This window comes from Clostridium sp. K13 (assembly GCF_019734195.1).
Lineage (GTDB): Bacteria > Bacillota > Clostridia > Clostridiales > Clostridiaceae > Clostridium.
This window is the reverse complement of the sequence record NZ_JAASHM010000012.1, coordinates 61589-83693: the sequence shown is the minus strand read 5'-3', so window position 1 is coordinate 83693 and position 22105 is coordinate 61589. Positions and strand designations below refer to the sequence as shown.

Genomic DNA, 22105 nt, shown 5'->3' with positions numbered 1-22105 from the left:
ATTTCCTCCTTCGTATAAATTTACAATAATCTTCAAGTATATTTGTCGAATTTTACAACATAATATATTATACTAGATTCTTTTTACATTTTCCATTAGATATTTTTCACAATTTTATAATTATTTTATTATTTTATTAAAATTTATTCATAAAACCTTCTTATAATTTATCTATTATATATGATTTTTTTGAATATTTTATCACATAGAAATTTCGCTTTATCGCACTAAATTGCTAAATCATCTATTTTCTTCTTTATTATTAGCATCTCATATTAATCAGAATTTAAACATATTTTTAACGATATTAACATTTATTTTGTTGAAGTTTAACACAAAAATAAATATACTAATAAATAAGTGCTAAGCAATATTAAATTATTGCTACATAATTCTAAAATAACATATCAAAAGGAGATTTTTATGAATTACTTATCTGATTTGCATACACATACAATAGTAAGCGGACATGCATATACAACTCTTATGGAAAATATAGATTACTGTGCTAAGAAGGGAATTAAAATATTAGGTACATCTGATCATGCACCTTCAATGCCTGGCGCACCTCATTATTGGTATTTTGGAAACTTAAAAACTGTTCCTAGAATTATTAATAATGTAATTATTCTTAGAGGTTGTGAAGCAAACATTTTAGATATAGATGGAAATATTGATTTACCCGAAGATGGAATGAAACATTTAGACTACATGATTACATCATTCCATGAACCAGTTTTTAGACCTAAAACAAAAAAAGAAAATACTATGGCAATTTTAAATGTTATGGATAAATATGAAAAAGTTGAGATATTAGGTCATCTTGGAAATCCTAATTATGAACTTGATTATGACGCAATTGTTAAAAAGGCAAAAGAAAAAAATATAATGATTGAAATAAATAATAGTTCTCTTTCTGGGTCATCAAGAGTTGGAAGTGATGTTAATTGTGAAAAAGTTGCCCTTCTTTGTAAAGAATATGGTACAAAAGTAATTTTAACGTCTGATGCACATTTTAATACTAAAATAGGTGATTTTAATAAAGGAATTGAATTATTTAAAAAAATCAACATGCCTGAGGATCTTATTATGAATGATCCTGACAAATTAATTGCCCATCTAAAATCTAAAGATAGACTACAAGATTTATAATTTTATATATATTTATTTTCGAAAGTTATAATAGTTATTTACTATAATTTCACTTTTAAGTACTATTATAATGTTAATAAAAAAACACAGAATTTACTGTGTTTTTTATTATTCTTTATTTATCTTTATTAACAATACATACGGAAAATTTAATCATTCCCTTTTATAAATAATTGATATAGTATTACCTATAAAGTATATCATTAATCACTATATGAGTCTGTTATACTAAATTGTTGTTAGCAACAATTTAGTATAACATATTAATATATACTCACTTAGCATAAATTTCCCCCTAAGTTACTTTAAAATATTTAATATTTTTATTTTAATTATGTTCAGAAATTTTTTATCAAATATATATTTATATAAAACAAATAGACCATTATTAACATTAAAATAATGGCCAACCATTAAATTACTCTATAAAAATATATACTCTCGTTTTTTCTTTAGAAACTTTTAAGCTTCCAGTTTTGTTGACTTTATATTTTTCCAAGAAATATATGTATTAATTTTCTGCTTTAAGCACTCATTATTTTCTATCTTTTCAATTCCAAGTACCTCTTTTTTTATTTCAAAACTACTTTTATACTCAAATAGTCTCCATGCTAAATAATTTTCTAAATATTTAGTTGCAACTCCTCTAAATTTAGATAACCACTTTAAAGTCTTTATAGAATATCTTATATCAATATTTTCCCCATTATTTTCTCTAATTTCAACTTTATTTATTTCATTAAATGCCTTAGCAAAAGTTTTAAGTCTTCCATCAATTAATCCTACTACATATGCTCTTTTATCTAATTTGGGAATAAGATTATCTCTTATTTCATAAAAACCAAGAAAATTTCGAGCTGCAATAATTGGCATTATATCAAGAGATTCATTTACAGCATTAATAACTATAATTGAATCTCTTTTTTCTTCATAAATCTCTCTTGAGCCTTTAAAATTTTCACGTACAATCATCTTAGTTAATTCTACATAGGAATTTATTTTTTCTATATAATTTTTACATTTTATATCATATAATAAACGATGTCTCCAGAAAAATGCTGTAACAGTTGTAATATTTAATTTAGTTGCACACTCTCTTATAGTAAGGCCATTATTTAAAAGCTCAAAATACTTATCACAGTTTTCCTTAAATTTTTTAGAATATCTAAATTCATTATAAAATTCACTAGTAAAAGTTCTTCCACACTGCTCATCTTTGCATTTATACCTCTGATTACTTTTATACATTCCATATTTAATAATATCTTGAGCTTCACAATATGGACATTTGTTTATTATTTTTACTTTTGATTTTCTATTTTTCCATACATTTAAATTAGGATCTGATATTATTTTTTTATTAGAAGTTTTCATTAATATTTTATAAACGTTATTCATATTATCACCATCTGCAATTATTAACAAGTGAAAATAATTTTAAACATTTATTATATTATTTTTAAAACTTCTTTATAAAACTTAATATATATTTTTCTTTAACTACTAAAACCTTTATACTCACTAATTATCTTATTTCTATTCCATAAATACTTCCCCCACGTGTAGCTATAACTATCATATCTTCATATATAGTTGGTGATGCTTCTATGTTTGCATCTAAAGTTATAGTATTTAGTATAATTCCAGTTCTACCATCAATTAAGAACATATTACCTGCAGAGTCACATTGAATTATATATCCATTACCATCTTCATCATAAAAATCAACTGGAGATGACCATAGATAATTGTTCACTTTAGTTTCCCACACTACTTCTCCTGTACTTTTACTCATTGCAATAACAGCCCCACTACTAAATCCATCATATCTTGCAAGAGAAAAAATAACTAAATCAGATATATTATTTTTTCCTATGACATTTGTAGCTAAAATACCTCCATTAGTAGCATCTCCACCAACAACGGATTCACATGTAAATTCATTCTTCCAAACTACTTCTCCACTTAGACCATTAATTTTTCTAATTGTAGATGTTCCTATTATTCCTTGATGATCAACCTCATCCCCAATATATAAATATGGAACTCCATCTTCCTCTTCAAGAGTTATAGTTGCATCTATATCATCTAATCCTTCTACTATCCACATCGGTTCCATTTTTCTCAAATCTATACAATGTATTTCTCCATTGTTATCTGCAAAATACAATAAATTTGCATATGCTACTACACTATTTTCAATTCCTAATCTTCCATAACTATCTCCAGTATAATATCTATACTTTAAAGTTTCTGGATTTATTGATACAGTATTATTTTCCCTATCATAATTTGTATTCAACTTTATTATATACAAAATCCCATTTTCTCCAGCTTCAATAACTATATCACCTTCTGGATATATTAATGCTGAAGAATCAAAAGCTGGCCATCCCCTATATGCATAATCATCATACCCATTAATTTCATATAAACTACTTCCATCAATTAAACTGTAAATATTAAATCCAGTTGTTCCACCTTCATCAATACCTTCTCCTACATAAAGCATAGGTATCTCTCTTGAATCTATAGATAAGCTACCTTTTATAGGATTTCCTACCTTAATAGTATTTCTGCTTTGCTCTCCACTTTTTAAATCTAAAAAGTATACCTTTCCATCTAAGGATGCATACATAACTTCAGTGAAATTAGCTTGACTTTTAAATTTCTCATCTATATTCATGGAGTTCTTTAAATCTTCATTCCATTTTATAATTGCCGGTTGTCCTGTCCATCCGGCTCCTCCACCCCATGAACTAAAAGACGTTGTAGTCTTCCACTTAACATTTAATTCTTTTCTTGATATTTTACTTACTCCATAAGAAGCAGTATTTCTAAAATTATTTCCTCTAAAAGTAGGTATTCCCTCCAAGCTGGAATATTTATCTGTAAATAAAATATCTGAGCAAATATTTCTATCACCAATAACTTCATAATTATAATTTATATTAATATTAGGCTCTAAATCTATTGCTTCAATTTCTCTCTTTACCTCTATTAACTCTTCTACTTTTAATTCTTCCTCTTCATTTTCGTAAACTTCTATTTCTTCATCCTCTTGTATATTATTTATTAAAGCAATCTTATTAGCTTTTTCTTCATTATTTACCATTTTACTTGCTAGTACACAAGATATTAAACTCATTGTCATTCCCATTAATATAAGTATTTTTATTCTTTTCCCCATTGTAAAACCCCTTTTTATAATTTATAGATATTATTTATGTACATGTGTGCTTATACCTATTAATAGAAATGTAGCTTATTAAATTTAATACTAAAGTTTATAATTGAAATCAAATAAAGTAACTTAATTGACAAAAAAATAGCTGATATAAGAAAATTATATCAGCTATTGGATATTTTGTAAATATTTTACATTTTATTATCTTTTTAAATTTATTTTTAATTTGCCATTTATTATTCTTCTTTATTCTTATTTTCTGAAACATAAACCCCTAAAATAATCAACGCTCCTCCAATTACTGCAATTAATCTTATTGACTATTTAACATTATTGTAGAAGCTAATATTCATATTAACCTGTCTATTTTAAGTAATTCTAATTTATTTTGAAATAAAATTAAGATTTATTAAGTTTTTTAAATGATAGTACATCAAAAACATTATACATATTAGTATATTCTTTCTTAATTTCTTTATCATCTTTTGGAATTTCTACTACCTTTGGAGTAAGTATTTCATAAAACATATCATTATCAAAGGTTACATATTTATAAATATTAAACTCCTTTGAGTTTTTCACCTTATCACTTTCTATAAATTTAAATAATAACATTGCCTCATCATCTTTTTTCCCATTAGTTAAGTAATATACATTAATACATTCTTCAGTATCTTCTATTCCGTATTTATTCTTCCATCCTTTTGGAAAGTATATTTCTACATTATGATTTTCACTTTGATATATATTGCCACCTCTTGTTTCTTCTGTGGTTTTTATTAAATCTTCTGATAAGATTAAGTTTTTAACATGATATTTAAAATTATAACTATATTTGCCTAAACTTACACCTATAATAATAGATATAGCTAGTACAACAATACTATTTATTATAATCAACAGTACTTTTTTCTTAAAACTCTCATTTTTATTTACTATAATTAATTTGTCATTTACTTTTCTAAACTTATCTATAAATTCACTTAACTCTAATGGTAGTTCTTGCTTAGGAATAAATACTTTAATTTTATTATGCTCAGTAGCTAATATTAATCCATACCTTAATAGGTGAATAGTCTCTATTTTTCTTACTGGAAATTTAACTGATCCATATTCATTTTTAGAAATAATAATATCATTTTCAATTTTTATATAAACTTCGCTATTTGAATCACTAAATTTTTTAATTATTGTTTTTTTCCCTATTATCTTACTAATAAAATATCCAACAAATATGTAAAGTAACATAATTAATATTATTAAAATTAAAATTTTAATAATATTACTATCATAAAATATATAAAAAATAGCAGATAATATTAAAATAATATTTATTAATGCAGGTATGTAATTAATTTTTCTATAATCTTTTGCTTCTATGTTATTATCTAAAACATATTTAATATACTCTCTTATACTTATACTATTCTTTAAAGAACTATATTTAATCTCCACTTTTAACACCTCCTACTTCCTTTACACTCTTATACTTTTTAACTTCATTTATTATTTCATCTCTAGAAACATCAAAACCTTTAAATAAAAAAGTATTTTCTTTAAATAAAGTTATACTATAATTAAAAGTTATATAGTCCTTATTTACGTATACAGCATTAATTGCATTCCATTTAATAACTTTCTCTATATCATCTTCAATAATTTTAATTCCCTCTTCATAAAAATCAATATTAATACAATTACTATTTATTCTATTTACTATAGACTTAACTCGTTTTTTCGAAACCAAAATAAAAGCTATAACTTCTATTAAAATAGAAATTAATATTACTATCATAAAAACTTTTAAATATCTTTTTAATATTAGTGAAAAATATAAAAATAATAAGGTTCCTAATATAATACAATTTATTAATACTAATATAGCCAGTCTAAATATAGTAGTTCTTTTGTATACACTTTTATAAAGCTCCTTATTTTCTTCACTTATATCTAACTTATATTCATACATAATATTATTCATCACCTATCCCTTAATAGTTTTAGTAAAACTATTCTTTAAGTCTTACTAAAACCTTTACTTTTATAGTTTAATACAATAACAACTTCTTTTTCGTAAACTAGATTTTTTTTATTTTCAACTTCATCAAAATACTTTAAATTTTTATTCTATTCTTTTTATCACCCCCTTCTTATAATATATTATAAAATTAATATATTAGCAAAATCTTAAAAAGAATATTCATCTTAATATATTTTTACTTATATTAAATATAACGCCAATAACTTAATTGTATTTTCAAGTGCATTTACATGTGTTCTTTCCATTCCATGAGATGCATGAACTCCAGGACCGATAAGAGCTCCTCTAATATCATTTCCTGCTCTTAATGCAGCACTTACATCTGACCCATACATAGGATATATGTCTACTGCATAATCAATATTATTATTCTTTGCTAAGTTAACTAATTCTGTAGTCATGTTAAAATCATATGGCCCACTAGAATCCTTAGCACAAATTGAAACTTGATATTCATTACAAGATAAATCTTCTCCAATACAGCCCATATCAACTGCAATCATTTCAGTAATATCTTCTGGAATAGATGCTGAACCATGTCCTACTTCTTCATATGTTGAGATAATAATTTTTACAGTATGTTTTGGTTTTAAATTTTCTCTATGCATTGTTTCTAATAGAGCAAGTATTGCAGCAACACTTCCTTTATCATCTATAAATCTTGATTTAATAAATCCACTTTCTGTTATAGTAGTCTTTGGATCAATAAATATAAAATCTCCAGGACAAATTCCTAAGTTTAAAACATCTTCTTTAGACTTAACAACTTCATCTATTCTAACTTCCATGTTTTTTTCATCTCTAAGCTTAGATTTGCTATCCTCAAAAACATGAGCCGCTGGACTAGTACTTAAAAATGTTCCAGTATATTCCCTACCATCTCTAGTTCTAATTATACAATATTCACTATCTAATGTAGGTAGTATTGGTCCTCCCAAAACAGTAAATTTTAATGTTCCACTTGGTGTTATAGATCTTACCATTGCTCCTAAAGTATCAACATGCGCACAAAGTCCTATGGTTTTTTCTGCGCTTTCACCTTCTACAGTTATTATTCCACAACCTTTATTATTTCTCTCGAACTTATACCCAAAAGGTTTAATTATCCCTTCTATTCTATCCATTATTTCAAAACAAAACCCTGTTGGACTATTAAACTCTAATATTTCCTTAGCTGTTTTTAATAAAAATCCTCTATCAATGCTAACTTCTTTACTCATTTTCTCCTCCATCTTATAATTGTCTATTAATAGTTTAATTGTATTTTTATTCTATTATATCATAACAACTTAATTTATTAGACTTAAAATAGAAATTAAGTGGCAAGCTACTGGCTACCACTAAAACTTTCTTAGTATAAAACTATATTATTATCATTATTTAAATAAATCTAATATCTCATCATTAGTTAATTTAGAAATATTATTTATATTTAAACTATCATCACTCATAACACTATTTATTATTTCTCTTTTTTCTTCTTGCAGCTGTATAACTTTTTCTTCAATTGTGTCCTTTGCTATAAGTTTAATTACTTCTACAACATTTTTTTGTCCGATTCTATGGGCTCTATCTGTTGCTTGATCTTCTATTGCAGGATTCCACCATGGGTCCATATGCATAACAAATTTAGCTGATGTTAAGTTAAGTCCTGTTCCTCCAGCCTTTAAAGAAATCAAGAATACACCTGGCTCATTACTTTCATTAAACTCTGCTACAAGTCTTACTCTTTCTTTTGCGCTAGTAGAACCGTCTAAATATTTATTAACTATTTTTCTTTCATTTAATTCTTCTTCTATTTTTTTAAGTACTGAAGTAAATTGAGAAAATACTAATATTTTATTATTTTCTTTTATAACCTCATCTATTATTTCTAATGCAACATTTAACTTTCCACTATCACCAGTGTAATCTTTATTAACTAAAATAGGATCCTGACATAATTGCCTTAGTCTAGTTAAATAAGAGAAAATTGTTATATTATCATCTTCTCCAGTTTTTAATTTAAGCTTTACTTCCTTCATATAATTTTTATAGGCCAATTTTTGTTCTGTAGTCATTGAAACATAATATTTCTTTTCAATCTTTTCAGGAAGTTCTGTTATAACATCTCTTTTTAATCTTCTTAGTATAAATGGGTTTATTAAAGACTTTAACTCATCAATTTCCATTTCAGTTCTATTAACAAACTTTTGCTTAAACTTCTTTTCATCAAATAAATATTTAGGCATTATAAAATCAAATATTGACCATAATTCAATTAATGAATTTTCTATAGGAGTTCCTGTTAATGCAAATTTCACCTTTGCTTTTATTTCCTTTATAATCTTAGTATTTTGAGCTTTTGGATTCTTTATATTTTGTGCCTCATCTATAATACAATAGTCAAAAATCTCATTTTTATAAAAAGATATATCATTTTTAATTGTTCCATAAGTAGTTATAAGAACATCATATTCATCTTTATTATCTAATACCTTATTTCTAATACTCTTACTTCCATGAATAATTCCAACATTTAAGTCAGGTGCAAATTTTTCAAATTCTTCCTTCCAGTTATATATAAGTGAGGTTGGAGTAACCACTAATGATTTTTTACCTTTTTGACATAATAAAAATGCAATTATCTGAATAGTTTTTCCAAGCCCCATTTCATCTGCTAATATTCCACCAAAATTCATTTCACTTAGTGCTAACAAATAATTTACACCAATAAGCTGATAACCTCTTAAAACACCATTTAATCCTTCTATCTCATTAACTTCTTCTATGGTTCTACTTTCAAGTTTCTTAGAAACAATATTTAAAACTTCTGCTCCCCTTATAAATATTAAATTATTATTTTTAATACTATCTTCTATAAATAATGCCTTACTTTTATCAACATCTAATATACCATCATATAGATCTTCACTATACATAAGATTATCAATAATATTAAAGAAATTATTTATTCCTAAATCTCTTAAATCTAAGATTCTTCCTTTTTTAGTTTTATAAAAATCTCTATCCTCACTTAAGCTTTGTAGTATTTTTGCATACTCACTATAATCTATACCATCTATATCATATTTAAATGTAAGATTCTCTCCTTCCCCTTCAAATATGGCGTGAATATCACTACTTCCAATAAGAGAGGCCTCATTAAAGCTTTTTGAAAATTCTAATCGAGAAAAACTTTTAAAAAACTGTATTCCATTAGTAAAAAAATCATAGCGTTCTTCATCATCACCAATAAATATAAATTCTGTTCCCTTTTTTATAAATCTATACCTCTCAAGCTTCATTGCAATTTCTTCTTCAAAATAATTATCTCTTAAGAAACACTCAACATTTTTATCTAATATATTTATTATTTTTCCAAAGTAATCAATAGTAACTTTACATTTAATCTCATTATTTTCATTTTTAAATAAGGATTTAATCTTATAACAATTTCTACAAAGATGTTTTATGCCATCTCCAAGTAATATATCATTACTTATGTTACTTAATAATTTAAATAAACTAACTATAGAAGCTTCATTTTTAGGATATTCTATTTTCCCTTCTTGCTTTAATTTACTATATATTACCCTATAGTTTTTCACTTGATTTTCAGTTGGTAGATAAATTTTTCTATCATTTAAAAACACAGTAAAATTATCATTTAAAGGAATTGGTAGCTTCTTTTTAGTTGTTAATATTATTTTATTTAAGTCAAGTTTTACAGTAAAAGATAATGGTATATCATCTTTTATAATATAGCTTTCATAATTTATATAATTATAATTTAACTTAACCTTTTTATTATCACTTATTAGCTTTAATAAATCCTCTATATAAGCTTCACTTATTCTTAAAGTCTTTCCTTCTACAACTTTAAAATTATTTAAATTCATATGTATATAATTTAAAAGTCTTTCATCTTGTTCACTAAATATCATAGAAGTAGAGTTATATAAAAATTCTCCATTAATTCTTAAATGACCCTTTACTTCTTTACACTTTAAAAATTCACTAATTTTAGGTACTAAGTAAGTATTATTTTCTCCTATCCTAATTTGAACATCAAACTCATTTGTATCACTTCTTTTAATATCCAAATCTAAATTTAATAATTTCTTTTCAAACCCCACCTTATTTTCTTTATTCCTACTTGTTGTAGGATTTTCTTTTGCTATTTTCTTTATCTTATTTTTAGCCACAATATAAAAATAAAATATACTTGCAACAATATGTTTACAAATATAATTATGCTTATGCTTAGAGAATTCTTCATAGGTACTACATGTACACGTTGCCCCTAACACCTTTTCAGTTTTCAAATTATACTTAATATGACAACTATACGTCTTACTATTATCATCTTCTGTAACTCTTGAATATATATGATAAATATCATTAATCTTTTTACTAGTTAAATTTGATACTAATCTATTCTTATAAATATCTTTTCCTTCTTTTATGCTAATATTAGATCCTAAGGCTAATACACTATCTAATAATTTCTTTAAATTCACCTTTTCACCTCATTATCATCTAATTAATTAAATTATTATATCACAAGTTTTAATTAACGTTAATAGAAATAGTAAGACTATTAGTTTATTATTTTAAAACAAAAAAATATAAAGTAGTTCATAAGCAATTTGTTATGAATCTACTTTATATTTGAATTTAAGGTGGAAATTTATAAAATTACAATCTAAATTTTGAGATTGTAAGATTAACTTTGTTATTTTACACTTCTACTAAAAACTCATTTTCTTTAACTTCAATTATTTTATCATTGAAGAATACTCTTTTAGTATGCTCAAAATTATTAAAAATTATTTTTACTTTATTATATTTTTTTGAATATCCTATATTTTCTTTTAATTCTATTCTTATATCTTCTTTAGATACTAATCTAATAGTATATTTATTTAATTTACCATCTCTATATTCAAAGCTTTCTCCATCATCTAATATATGAGTATATGTGCTTTCTCCAGGCTCTTTTCCTAAATATATATTTAATGTTAATATATCATCACTAGTTTCTCCAATATAGTTTTGCTCTTTACCTGTTGGTATTATAGATAAAGCTTTTATAAATATTGGACAAATATCTAAAGGTGCTTCTTTAATTATATACTGACCACCTTTATGTTCTTCTCCAGTCCAATAATCAATCCAATTATTTCCCTTAGGCAAATAAACTAATCTATGCCTTGAACCTTGTTCTACAACTGGAGCTACTAAAATACTATCTCCAAAATTAAACTCATCATTTATTTCATAAGTCTTTTTATCATTTTGGTAATTAAATAATAAAGGTCTTATTATTGGTTCTCCACTATTTTCACATTTATACATCATATCGTACAAATATGGAATTAACTTATATCTTAATTTAATATACTTTCTATTTATATCTTCTGTAGTTTTATCAAAAGCCCATGGTTCTTGCTCCCTACTGCCAATAGTTGAATGATTTCTAAACAATGGTGTGAATGCTCCAACTTGTACCCATCTACTTAAAAGCTCTGGAGTACAATCATGTCCAAATCCACCTACATCAGTACCACAGAATGACATTCCGCTTAAACCTAAATTCATTAACATAGGTAATGACATTCTTAAATGCTCCCATGTACTTTGATTATCACCAGTCCAAACTGTAGCATATTTTTGAGTTCCTGCATAACAAGCTCTCGTCACTACAAATGGTCTCTTATTTGTAGCTTTCTTAATTCCTTCATAAGTAGCTTTATCCATCATATGTCCATAAACATTATGAATTTCCTTATGAGTAACTAAAGTACCATCGTTATTAAACATAACATCATCAGGTAATGGCCCATTAAAGCTAGCAGGCTCATTCATATCATTCCATATTCCTGCAACACCTAAGTCCATCATTATTTTTTGGTTTCCAGCCCACCATTCTCTTGTTTTAGAATTCATAAAATCTGGGAAAACAGAATCCCCTGGCCAAACGCAATTTTTATAAACTATCCCATCTTTATCAGTTGCAAAATGTCCTTCTTTTAAGCCTTCATCATAAATCTTATAGCCTTTATCTACCTTCACTCCTGGGTCAATAATTGTAACTACCTTAAAGCCCATTTCTTTTAATTCATTTAAAAACTCTTTTGGATTTTCAAACTTTTTATTATCCCATGTAAAAACTCTAAATCCATCCATATAATCAATATCTAAATAAATAGTATCACATGGAATATCTTTTTCTCTAAAAGATTTTGCAATTTCCATAGCTCTTTCTTGGGGTGCGTAAGACCATCTACATTGCTGATATCCAAGTGTCCATAATTGCGGTAATGGAGTTTTTCCAGTTAAATTAGTGTATTCATTAACAACATCTTTAATTGTAGGCCCATACATAAAATAATAATCTATATTTCCTTCCATAGCACCAAAATAGTAGTAGTTAGAATTTTCTTTTCCCATATCAAAATGACTTTCAAAATGATTATCAAAGAAAATACCAGATGCATTCCCATCTTTTAATGTAATTAAAAAAGGAATTGATTTATATAACTGTGCATATGTTTCTCCATGAGGAGTAGGATCATCAGTATTCCAATTTCTATAATGATATCCTTTTTTATTTAATGAACCTGTTCTTTCTCCAAGTCCATAAAAATACATATCTTCTTCCATAATCTTAGATACATAAACCTTATATTCTTCATGACCTTCTAGCTTATGTCCTTCTTCCGCTGCTAAAGTAGAATTAGCACCTAATCTTCTAAAAGGTTCCCTTTTACCTCTATAATCTCTACATAAAATCTTACCATTTAGATCATATATATCAACTTTAAAATCATCATAAATATCTATACTTAAAACTTGTGTTTTTATATTTAAAATTTCATTATCATATTTAACTTTAAATTCTACTTCATTATCTAATACGTTTTCAACAGCCTTAGAATTTCTCTCTTCTCTATGTAATGGCAAAAAGAAATTAATAACTCTTTCATTTACTAAAGTTACCGTACATTTAATATTTTCATAGTTTACTAAAACTTTGTTTTTCTCAACTTCATAATTCAGTATCTTCCCAAACATAATATAATCCCCTTTTATTCACTTATACAACATTTTATTTTAAAAATGTAATTATAATGTTATTATATTATTAAAAGAAGTATAATACTTGCAATATACAAACATTTTATATAACAATACTGCTACACTAGGAGATTATATGGATAATTTAAATTTTATAAACTTAAAAGAAAATGCTACACATGGAGACTTTATACTCCCCTTTTCAATTTATAAGGGTACACTTAGTCCAAGCTTTCCTTCAATTGCAACTCATTGGCATGAAGAAATTGAAGTTATTATAGTTTTAGATGGAAGCTGTGATTATAGAGTTGATTTAAATTCATTTGTTATAAATAAAGGTGATATTTTAATCGTTGGTCCACAAAAGATACATTCTTTCACATCTATTTTAGATAAAACTATGACTTGGGCCTCTTTTGTATTTAATATAAATATGCTTAAAAGTTATGATACAGATGGAGCATTACTTAAATATATTGCTCCAATATTAAATCATGAACATGAATTGCCAATAATTATACAGGATAATATTGAGTGTTATAAAAAAATATTTAATGCTATTGAAAATATAATATATTGTTATTATGAAAAAGATATAGCTTATGAGCTTGAATTAAAATCCTTGCTTTTTAAATTCTTTTCATTACTTTATAAAAATAATTTAATAGAAAAACAAAAAAATAAAAATCCTATTACAATTAGTAATACTGATAAAATTAAATTAGCTTTAAATTATATAAATGAACATTATTCTGAAGATATTTCTATAAATACCTTATCTGAACTTTGTGAATATAGCGAATATCACTTTATGCGCTTTTTCAAAAAACATATTGGATTAACCTGTATACAATATATTAATAATTTAAGACTTGAAAAATCATCTATTTTATTAACCTCTACTAATAATCCAATAATGGATATTTCTTTAGAAGTTGGCTTTGATAATTTATCATATTTTAATAAATTATTTAAAAGAAAATATAATTTAACACCTAAAGAGTTTAGAAATATAAATTGCCATATTAATAAATAATAAGATTAAAGAGTTGTATTAATATATAACATACATTAATACAACTCTTTATTATACTTTATTAATCTACTGATTTTAAAGATTCAACCATTTCTACTTTTTTAAGTTTATAGTACATAACCCAATTTACTAATAATGAGAAAATTATAGTTAATCCAGTAGCCATAATAAAGCTCACAATATCTATTTGTCTTCCAAACATAACGTATTCCATTTCAACAGTTACCATTATAAATCTATGGAAGGCTACACCTAAAAGTAATCCTGCAAGAGTTCCTATAACTGTTAATAATATATTTTCCCTAAATATATATGCTGAAACTTCCTTATCATAAAATCCTAATACCTTAATTGTTGCTATTTCTCTTATACGTTCTGAAATGTTAACATTTGTAAGATTATATAAAACTATAAATGATAATGCTCCTGCACATAATATCATTACTATTACTACTAAATCTAAAGATTTAATTGTATCAGAAAAACTTGTCTTTATAGAATTATTACTTACTATTCCTGCAATTCCATCCATATTTATTAAATTGTTTGATACCTCATATGCTGTATCCTCATTTACTAATTTAATAAATATACTATTTTCCTTTGGAGTTCTATTGAAGATAGAATTATAATAATTAGAATCAATATAAATATAATGATTTATATAATGTTCTACTATTTCACTAACCTTTGCTTGTGCTTTATTATCATTATTATCTTTAAGCTCTATTTCATCTCCAACTTTAACATTTAGCAATTTTGCAAGTTTTTCTGTTATAGCAATTCCATCTGTAGGTAAATAGATTGTTTCCTTGCTTTTTCTATTTTGTAAATGTTCAAATTCATCAAAGTTTTTTCCTTCATCTGTAACTATAAAGCTAACATCTTTAGTTACATCATTAAATCTTGCTTCTCCACTCTCTGTTCTTATAAAAGTGAAATCTTCTATATTAGTATTATTAGATAAAAAACCTGACACTGCATTTTCTTGTTCTTTATTTATATTTCCTTCTAAATTTGCAGATATCTGATATTTTGTTAACTCTCCATATTGCTTATTTACAATAGTTTTTATAGAATCTTTTAAACCAAAACCTGTAAGTAATAAAGCTGTACTTCCTGCAATGCCAATAACCGTCATTAAAAATCTCTTTTTATATCTAAAAATATTTCTTACAGTTACTTTTCCAGTAAAATTAAACCTATTCCATATAAAAGGAATTCTTTCTAATAAGATACGTTTTCCTTCTTTTGGAGCTTTAGGTCTCATTAGCATTGATGGTACTTCTATAAGCTCTATTCTACAAGCAGTATAAGCTGATAATGTAGTTACACCTATTGCTACTACAAAAACTATTATTGCTAATGGAATATCTAATACATACTTCATCTTAGGAAGAATATACATTATTCCATATGCTTCAAATATTATAGTTGGTAATATTGTAAATCCTAATGAAACCCCAACTATACATCCTATTAAACTTGCAAATAGCGCATAAACAATAAATTTCTTAGCTATACTTCCTTTATCATATCCTAAGGCTTTTAGCGTTCCTATATTTACTCTCTGTTCATCTACCATCCTAGTCATTGTTGTTAAACAAACTAGTGCAGCTACTATAAAGAAAAATACTGGGAAAACATTTGATAACTTATCAATACTTTTAGCATTATTTTCATAATCTACATAAGAGTAATGTGATTTTCTATCTAAGACATAAAGCTCTGGCTTTTCAATTTTTGCTATTTCATTTTCAGCTTCTTTTATATCTTCTTCTGCTTTTGAAAGTTCTTCTTCTGCCTTTTTCTTATTTTCTTCTAGCTCTTTTTCACCTTCTGCTAACTGCTCTTTTCCATTTGTAATTTCCTGAAGTGCTGCTTCAATTTGCGCATTTCCTTCTTTTTTAGAACTTTCTAAATCCTTCTTAGACTGATTAAGCTTATTTCTACCTTCTTGTATTTGAATTTTAGCTGAATTTAAGTTATTTTCTTGAGCTTCTAATTCATTCTTTTTATTTTGAAGCTCTACTTTTCCAGCATTAAGCTTATCAGTACTTTCATTTATTATTACATCTAGTGTAGTTATTTGAGTTTGAATACCAACCTTATCTTCTTCAGTTAAATTCTCATTATTTAAACTTTCTTCTAAAGCTGATTTTTGACTTATTAAAGTATCTATATATTTTTGTGTATCAGTAATAGTCTTGTCTGCTTTTTCAAATTCCTGCTGAGCTATTACTTTAGCAGCATTAAATTTTTCTATACCCTGATTTAATTCATCTTCTTTTTGATTTAATTCATTTTCTGCTACAATTAATTGCTCTTTAGCTGATTTTATTGTACTTTCCATTTCTGCTTTTTTATTATTAAGTTCTTGCTCACCTTCAGCAAGTTTTTTCTTTGAACTTTCGATTTCATTTTCCGCATCCGCTAACTTAGCTTCAACTTCACTTTTCTTTGTTTCATATTCTTTTTTTCCTTTAAGCAACTCTTCATTTGCTGCATTTTTAATTTCGTTATATCTTCTGTTTACTATAACCTCTGACATATTTTCTATAGAATCTGAAACTTTATCTACTACATTAAAATATTTATCATCATAAGAATTTAACTCTTTAGTGTTTTTAACAGTTACATAAATATCAGTATATACTTCACTTTTAAAGTTATCTTCATTTACAAACATATATAGTTTTGCACTACCACTTCCAATACTGCTACTTCCTATATTATCACTTAAATAATATGGAGTTTCTACTATACCTACAACCTTATACTCATTAGTTTCAAGACTATCACTTATATTATTATCAGTTCCTGAATTAACTGTAAGCTTATCTCCTATCTTTATATCTAAGCCTCCAAAATTCATTCTTCCAATAACACATTCTCCCTGCTTTTCTGGCATTCTTCCATCAATAATATTTAATCTATTTATATAGTTATCATTATTATTATTTACATCCTCATTTGGAAGGCTGTGCATTCTAATTACAAATTCATCTGAACCAAATTTTGATACAACATCTAAACTTTTTGCTGCCTCAACACCTTCAACTCCATTGATACTATTTATATCTTTTACATCATCATCAGTTAATCCTAAAGTTGATATCACTCTTAAATCCATTAAGTTGTAATCATCATAATACTTATCTGCTGTTGCTTTCATATCCGTTGGTGCAACTTTAACACCTGTAAAAAGCATTACCCCTAACGCAATAATTGATGCAATTGAAAAGAATCTTCCCTTTGATTTATTTATATCTCTAAATATATCTTTCCATAATGTAGTTTTCATAATTACCATTCAATCCTTTCCACTGGAACTGGATTTTCATTTAAAGTAATTTTTTGTATCTTACCATTTTTAACTTCAATAACTTTATCCCCCATAGGTGTTAAAGCTAAATTATGTGTAATTATTATTACTGTAACGCCTTCTTTTCTACATGTATCTTGAAGTAATTTTAATATTGCTTTACCTGTATTATAATCTAATGCCCCTGTTGGTTCATCACATAGTAATAACTTAGGATTCTTTGCTATCGCCCTTGCTATTGCCACTCTCTGCTGTTCTCCTCCTGATAGCTGAGATGGAAAGTTATTTTTTCTATCTTTTAATCCTACAGAGTCTAAAACTTTATCAATATCTAATGGCTTTTTAGATATCTGTGTTGCTAATTCAACATTTTCCCTTGCAGTAAGATTTTGAACTAAATTATAAAATTGAAATACAAATCCTATATCATATCTTCTATATGTTATTAAGTCTTTTTGAGAATACTTACTTATCTCATTATTATCTACAATAACCTTTCCTGATGATACCGTATCCATTCCACCTAAAATATTTAAGATAGTACTTTTACCAGCACCACTTGCCCCGGCAATTATGACAAACTCTCCTTTATTTACAGAAAAATCAACGCCTCCTAAAGCATCAATTTCTACTTCCCCCATCTTATACTTTTTCTTAACATCTCTAAACTCTATATATTTTTTCAACTATGTATCTCCTCCATTAGTACCTCTTATATGTCATCAGTATACACTACTTAATTTATACCTACAAGAAATATGAAAATTTTTTAACCTTTGTTCATACATTATTTTAAATTTACATATTTCGTTAACCTTGTGTATCATTTTTTGTCTAAGTAACGAAGTTTTTAGGTTTGAATATACTAATTAGTATAATAAATATATAAGGAGCGGCATATGCATATTTTTGCGTCTATTTTATTAGCATTTTCCGCAAGTTTAGACAGCTTAATAATTGGAATTGCTTATGGAATAAAGAAAATAAAGATTAAGTTTTCTATTAATATAATAATTGCATTAATTGTTACTTTAGGCACCTTCCTTTCAATGGTTTTAGGTGCTATTTTAAGCGAATTTATCCCAATATATATTTGCAACTATATTGGTGCAATTCTTTTAATTATTGTTGGTTTATTTATGACATTTGATTTTTATAAAGAACAAAGAAATTTAAAAAGAAGTAAACTAACTTCAGCTAAAGAAAATAATGATATTATTGAATCATTACATTATGATGATATATTAACTCATAATAAAACTGCTGATGCAGATGGTTCAGGTAATATTGAACTTAAGGAGGCTATTTCACTAGCATTAGCACTTAGCATAAATAATTTTGCTTTAGGACTTGGTGCAAGTATGTCTGGAATTAGTATTCCTCTTACTACACTTTTTACATTTTTATTTAGTATACTAATATTAATAGTAGGTCTTAAGATTGGTAACAGCTTCTTATCTGAAATTTTTGGTAAGTATTCTGATTTAATATCAGCTATAATAATTATAGCTATGGGAATATTCCAGTTGCTATAAAAAAATATGCTCCTCATTTTAATCTACTTGAGGAGCATATTTATATTTATTCTGCTATTACTTTCTTAATAAGTCTTATAATGTAGCTAATAGTATAAAAATCTCTATCTATTTGAGATTTTATGTCATTAAATCCCTTAATTAATTCTTCTTCACTAAAGTTTTCATTAAGTATCATTAATGTTAAAGTATTAATATTACCATCTTTAGTATCAAAAATTCTAGAATCTTTAACAAATTTATTTTCCATTAAATTATTTAATGCTTCTTCTAATTCTGTGCTTATGCTTATTTCTGGCATACCATCAAATATTCTTACACCATTACTTTCTGCATTAAAATTTCTTACTTTTTCTAATTTACATCCTAAGAATATAGTATTTTCAAATGTTGCATCTTTAAAATCTGCACCGTCTAAATTTGCTCCTTCAAAAATAGCATTTTTGAACTTTGCATTTTTAAACTTACTATTTTTTAAATTAGTTCCAATAAATTCAGTTCCTTCAAAAGTCCCTTTCATAAAACTACAAGTTTTAAAATGTGCTCCTCTAAAAGTCGCGAAATTAAAATTTGAATTTGAAAAATTACAGTTATAACAGTTACTTCTTTTAAAGTTTTTGTACATAAAATTTTTATCTTTTTTCTCTATATTATTGTAGTGAAAATTTTCACTTCCGCTATTGTCTTTTGCCATATGTATCTCCTTTTGCACCTATGTTATCTTTTTATGTTATATATATTCTGAATAAAAGTCAAACATTATTTACTTTTTCTACAATAATTATTCTTAGAATATTTATTTTTTTGTGAGTAATACTATAAAATGTAATTATTACTTTAAATATAAATTATGTAGGAGGTTATATCGATGAAAAAATTTATTTGTACAGTATGTGGTTATGTACATGAAGGAGATGCTCCACCAGAAGTATGTCCAATCTGTAAAGCTCCAGCTAGCAAATTCGAAGAAATGAGTGGCGAATTGCAATGGGCTGATGAACATAGAATAGGTATATGTGATGGCATAGATCCAGAAATTATTGAGGGATTAAGAGCTAACTTTAATGGTGAATGTACTGAAGTTGGTATGTACTTAGCTATGTCTCGTGTAGCTGATCGTGAAGGATATCCTGAAATAGCTGAAGCTTATAAGAGAATTGCTTATGAAGAAGCTGATCATGCTAGTAAATTTGCTGAAATTTTAGGTGAAGTGGTTACTGCAAGTAGTAAAGCTAATTTAAGTGCAAGAGTTGAAGCTGAATTTGGTGCATGTGATGGAAAGAAAAAACTTGCAACTTTAGCTAAACAACATAACTTAGATGCTATTCATGATACAGTTCATGAAATGTGTAAAGATGAAGCTAGACATGGAAGAGCCTTTAAAGGATTATTAGATAGATATTTTAGCTAATTCTATTTTTGAAAGGAGATTTATAAATGCAAAAAATTAATTGTGATGTAAATAATTGTTCTCATAATAAAGAAGGTGTATGTTATTCTAATCGTGTTGATATAGGTAGCACATCTTGTACTGATAACGATACTTGTTGTGGGTCATTTTTAGATAGAAGACACTATAGTGATTTAACAAATAACACTAATAGTAGTGGTTCTTGTGACTGCTTAATATGTAAAGCAACTGAATGTACACATAATGAAAATTGTAATTGTACTCTTTCATCTATAAACGTTTCAGGCTCTCGTGCTAACATATATACTGAAACTTGTTGTGAAAGTTATGAAAAATAATATTCATATATAAATTTTATGGCAAATAGATTTACTTTAAATCTATTTGCCATTTAATATGTACATTAAATTTCGTCAATTTTCTCTAATTCTAAAATTAAATTCTTAATCTCTATATTATTAGGATTTTCTCTTAAAACTTCTTTAAAATACTCAATTGCATCTTTATTTCTTTCTTGTCTCAATAATTCAAAAGCATATTCTTCAATTATTCTATTATCTTCTGGCTCTAATGCATTTGCTTTAACTAAATATTCTTCTACCACATCAAAATTATTAAGTTCCTTATTACAAATTGCTATTCCAAAATAATTTTCTCCATCATCTTCATTTATTTCTATTGCTTTATTGAAATATTCAATTGCTTCTTCGAACCTTTTATAATTAGCCTCATATACTCCTAAACCAGTGTATGATCTTCCACAGTTTTCATTAGCTTCTATAGATTCTATAAATGCTTCTTTAGCTATTTCTGGATTGTTTAAATTTACTAAATATGTCCATCCAATAATACATTTTAAATCTGATAACTGCTTATTATCACACTCAAAGTTTTCCATATAATCAACACACTTATTAATTGCATCTTCATATAAACTCTCTCTTATGTCAAGTTCAATTAAAAAAGTATTTGCTAAATATTGTTCTGGCTCTTCTTTTGTAACTCTTTCAAAGCATCTTCTACTTTCTACATAAAGGCCTAAATTAAGTAATGCTTCTCCTTTAACGTTATATCCATACACAAAGTAATCGCATCCTAGCTCAAAGGCTAAATCTACAGCTGCTATTGCATCTTCATAAAAGCCTTGAACTAAATATCCATGAGCAGTATAAATTAAATATTCTGGATTTCCACTTTTTTTAAATCCATCACTACTATATTTTAGTGCTTCCTGGACATCATACACTAATATTTCGTTAAATATTTCTTCTATATTCTCCATTTTTATCTTCCTTATCTAAAATATTTTATTATTATTCTTGCCATAAATTTATATAATTAACTTATACTTTTAAA

The 22105-nt window shown here is 25.9% G+C and carries 16 protein-coding genes; 5 read left to right on the top strand and 11 right to left on the bottom strand.

The features are described from left to right. Positions 1-423 precede the first annotated feature (423 nt). Positions 424-1152 (top strand): phosphatase, encoded by a 729-nt coding sequence (locus HCG76_RS09040; protein WP_221699972.1) that lies wholly within the window; start codon positions 424-426, stop codon positions 1150-1152. Positions 1153-1614: 462 nt separating this feature from the next. On the opposite strand, the gene HCG76_RS09035 is transcribed toward HCG76_RS09040, so the two are convergent. The 7 genes from HCG76_RS09035 to HCG76_RS09005 form a co-directional block, all read right to left on the bottom strand. Further along, the gene (locus HCG76_RS09035; protein ID WP_221699973.1) at positions 1615-2550 is read right to left on the bottom strand and encodes an IS1/IS1595 family N-terminal zinc-binding domain-containing protein; all 936 of its coding nucleotides are present in this window, start codon (positions 2548-2550) and stop codon (positions 1615-1617) included. 127 nt (positions 2551-2677) lie between these two features. Further along, positions 2678-4342 (bottom strand): outer membrane protein assembly factor BamB family protein, encoded by a 1665-nt coding sequence (locus HCG76_RS09030; protein WP_221699974.1) that lies wholly within the window; start codon positions 4340-4342, stop codon positions 2678-2680. A 396-nt stretch (positions 4343-4738) separates the two neighbouring features. After that, positions 4739-5794 carry a hypothetical protein gene (locus HCG76_RS09025; RefSeq protein WP_221699975.1) on the bottom strand — a complete coding sequence of 352 codons (1056 nt, stop codon included), beginning with the start codon at positions 5792-5794 and terminating at the stop codon, positions 4739-4741. Next, positions 5784-6320 carry a hypothetical protein gene (locus HCG76_RS09020; protein WP_221699976.1) on the bottom strand — a complete coding sequence of 179 codons (537 nt, stop codon included), beginning with the start codon at positions 6318-6320 and terminating at the stop codon, positions 5784-5786. The genes HCG76_RS09025 and HCG76_RS09020 overlap by 11 nt, the downstream gene beginning before the upstream one ends. 239 nt (positions 6321-6559) lie before the next feature. Then, positions 6560-7600: a M42 family metallopeptidase gene (locus tag HCG76_RS09015; RefSeq protein ID WP_221699977.1), complete on the bottom strand. Its 1041-nt coding sequence runs from the start codon at positions 7598-7600 to the stop codon at positions 6560-6562. Positions 7601-7756: 156 nt separating this feature from the next. Next, complete coding sequence (locus tag HCG76_RS09010) at positions 7757-10882, bottom strand: DEAD/DEAH box helicase (protein WP_221699978.1); 3126 nt, start codon at positions 10880-10882, stop codon at positions 7757-7759. A 220-nt stretch (positions 10883-11102) separates the two neighbouring features. Next, positions 11103-13439, bottom strand: a complete 2337-nt coding sequence (locus tag HCG76_RS09005; RefSeq protein WP_221699979.1) for a glycoside hydrolase family 31 protein — start codon at positions 13437-13439, stop codon at positions 11103-11105. A 139-nt stretch (positions 13440-13578) separates the two neighbouring features. Between HCG76_RS09005 and HCG76_RS09000 the strand changes: the two genes are divergently transcribed. Continuing rightward, positions 13579-14478, top strand: a complete 900-nt coding sequence (locus tag HCG76_RS09000; protein WP_221699980.1) for an AraC family transcriptional regulator — start codon at positions 13579-13581, stop codon at positions 14476-14478. Positions 14479-14539: 61 nt separating this feature from the next. On the opposite strand, the gene HCG76_RS08995 is transcribed toward HCG76_RS09000, so the two are convergent. Together HCG76_RS08995 and HCG76_RS08990 are read right to left on the bottom strand one after the other, a co-directional pair. Then, entirely contained in the window at positions 14540-17791 is a 3252-nt protein-coding gene (locus HCG76_RS08995; protein WP_221699981.1) for an ABC transporter permease, read from the bottom strand. Continuing rightward, positions 17785-18489 carry an ABC transporter ATP-binding protein gene (locus tag HCG76_RS08990; RefSeq protein WP_294172137.1) on the bottom strand — a complete coding sequence of 235 codons (705 nt, stop codon included), beginning with the start codon at positions 18487-18489 and terminating at the stop codon, positions 17785-17787. The genes HCG76_RS08995 and HCG76_RS08990 overlap by 7 nt, the downstream gene beginning before the upstream one ends. 213 nt (positions 18490-18702) lie before the next feature. Between HCG76_RS08990 and ytaF the strand changes: the two genes are divergently transcribed. Beyond that, positions 18703-19338, top strand: coding sequence for a sporulation membrane protein YtaF (ytaF, locus tag HCG76_RS08985; protein ID WP_221699982.1), 636 nt, complete (start codon positions 18703-18705; stop codon positions 19336-19338). 46 nt (positions 19339-19384) lie between these two features. Here the strand turns inward: ytaF and HCG76_RS08980 are convergent, their stop codons facing one another. Continuing rightward, positions 19385-20032 carry a pentapeptide repeat-containing protein gene (locus tag HCG76_RS08980; protein WP_221699983.1) on the bottom strand — a complete coding sequence of 216 codons (648 nt, stop codon included), beginning with the start codon at positions 20030-20032 and terminating at the stop codon, positions 19385-19387. A 174-nt stretch (positions 20033-20206) separates the two neighbouring features. On the opposite strand from HCG76_RS08980, the gene HCG76_RS08975 reads away from it, so the two are divergent. Next, positions 20207-20749: an NADH peroxidase gene (locus HCG76_RS08975; protein WP_195987659.1), complete on the top strand. Its 543-nt coding sequence runs from the start codon at positions 20207-20209 to the stop codon at positions 20747-20749. A 26-nt stretch (positions 20750-20775) separates the two neighbouring features. Beyond that, positions 20776-21087 carry a DUF1540 domain-containing protein gene (locus tag HCG76_RS08970; protein WP_221699984.1) on the top strand — a complete coding sequence of 104 codons (312 nt, stop codon included), beginning with the start codon at positions 20776-20778 and terminating at the stop codon, positions 21085-21087. Positions 21088-21152: 65 nt separating this feature from the next. Here HCG76_RS08970 and HCG76_RS08965 read toward each other — a convergent pair whose 3' ends face one another. Then, positions 21153-22031 carry a tetratricopeptide repeat protein gene (locus tag HCG76_RS08965; protein WP_221699985.1) on the bottom strand — a complete coding sequence of 293 codons (879 nt, stop codon included), beginning with the start codon at positions 22029-22031 and terminating at the stop codon, positions 21153-21155. Positions 22032-22105: the final 74 nt, after the last annotated feature.

Coding starts and splice junctions, on each gene's coding strand:
- HCG76_RS09005 (WP_221699979.1), bottom strand. CDS start 13,439: ATGTTTGGGAAGATACTGAATTATGAAGTTGAGAAAAACAAAGTTTTA.
- HCG76_RS09020 (WP_221699976.1), bottom strand. CDS start 6,320: ATGAATAATATTATGTATGAATATAAGTTAGATATAAGTGAAGAAAAT.
- HCG76_RS08970 (WP_221699984.1), top strand. CDS start 20,776: ATGCAAAAAATTAATTGTGATGTAAATAATTGTTCTCATAATAAAGAA.
- ytaF (WP_221699982.1), top strand. CDS start 18,703: ATGCATATTTTTGCGTCTATTTTATTAGCATTTTCCGCAAGTTTAGAC.
- HCG76_RS09000 (WP_221699980.1), top strand. CDS start 13,579: ATGGATAATTTAAATTTTATAAACTTAAAAGAAAATGCTACACATGGA.
- HCG76_RS08975 (WP_195987659.1), top strand. CDS start 20,207: ATGAAAAAATTTATTTGTACAGTATGTGGTTATGTACATGAAGGAGAT.
- HCG76_RS08965 (WP_221699985.1), bottom strand. CDS start 22,031: ATGGAGAATATAGAAGAAATATTTAACGAAATATTAGTGTATGATGTC.
- HCG76_RS09030 (WP_221699974.1), bottom strand. CDS start 4,342: ATGGGGAAAAGAATAAAAATACTTATATTAATGGGAATGACAATGAGT.
- HCG76_RS08995 (WP_221699981.1), bottom strand. CDS start 17,791: ATGGTAATTATGAAAACTACATTATGGAAAGATATATTTAGAGATATA.
- HCG76_RS09015 (WP_221699977.1), bottom strand. CDS start 7,600: ATGAGTAAAGAAGTTAGCATTGATAGAGGATTTTTATTAAAAACAGCT.
- HCG76_RS08980 (WP_221699983.1), bottom strand. CDS start 20,032: ATGGCAAAAGACAATAGCGGAAGTGAAAATTTTCACTACAATAATATA.
- HCG76_RS09040 (WP_221699972.1), top strand. CDS start 424: ATGAATTACTTATCTGATTTGCATACACATACAATAGTAAGCGGACAT.
- HCG76_RS09035 (WP_221699973.1), bottom strand. CDS start 2,550: ATGAATAACGTTTATAAAATATTAATGAAAACTTCTAATAAAAAAATA.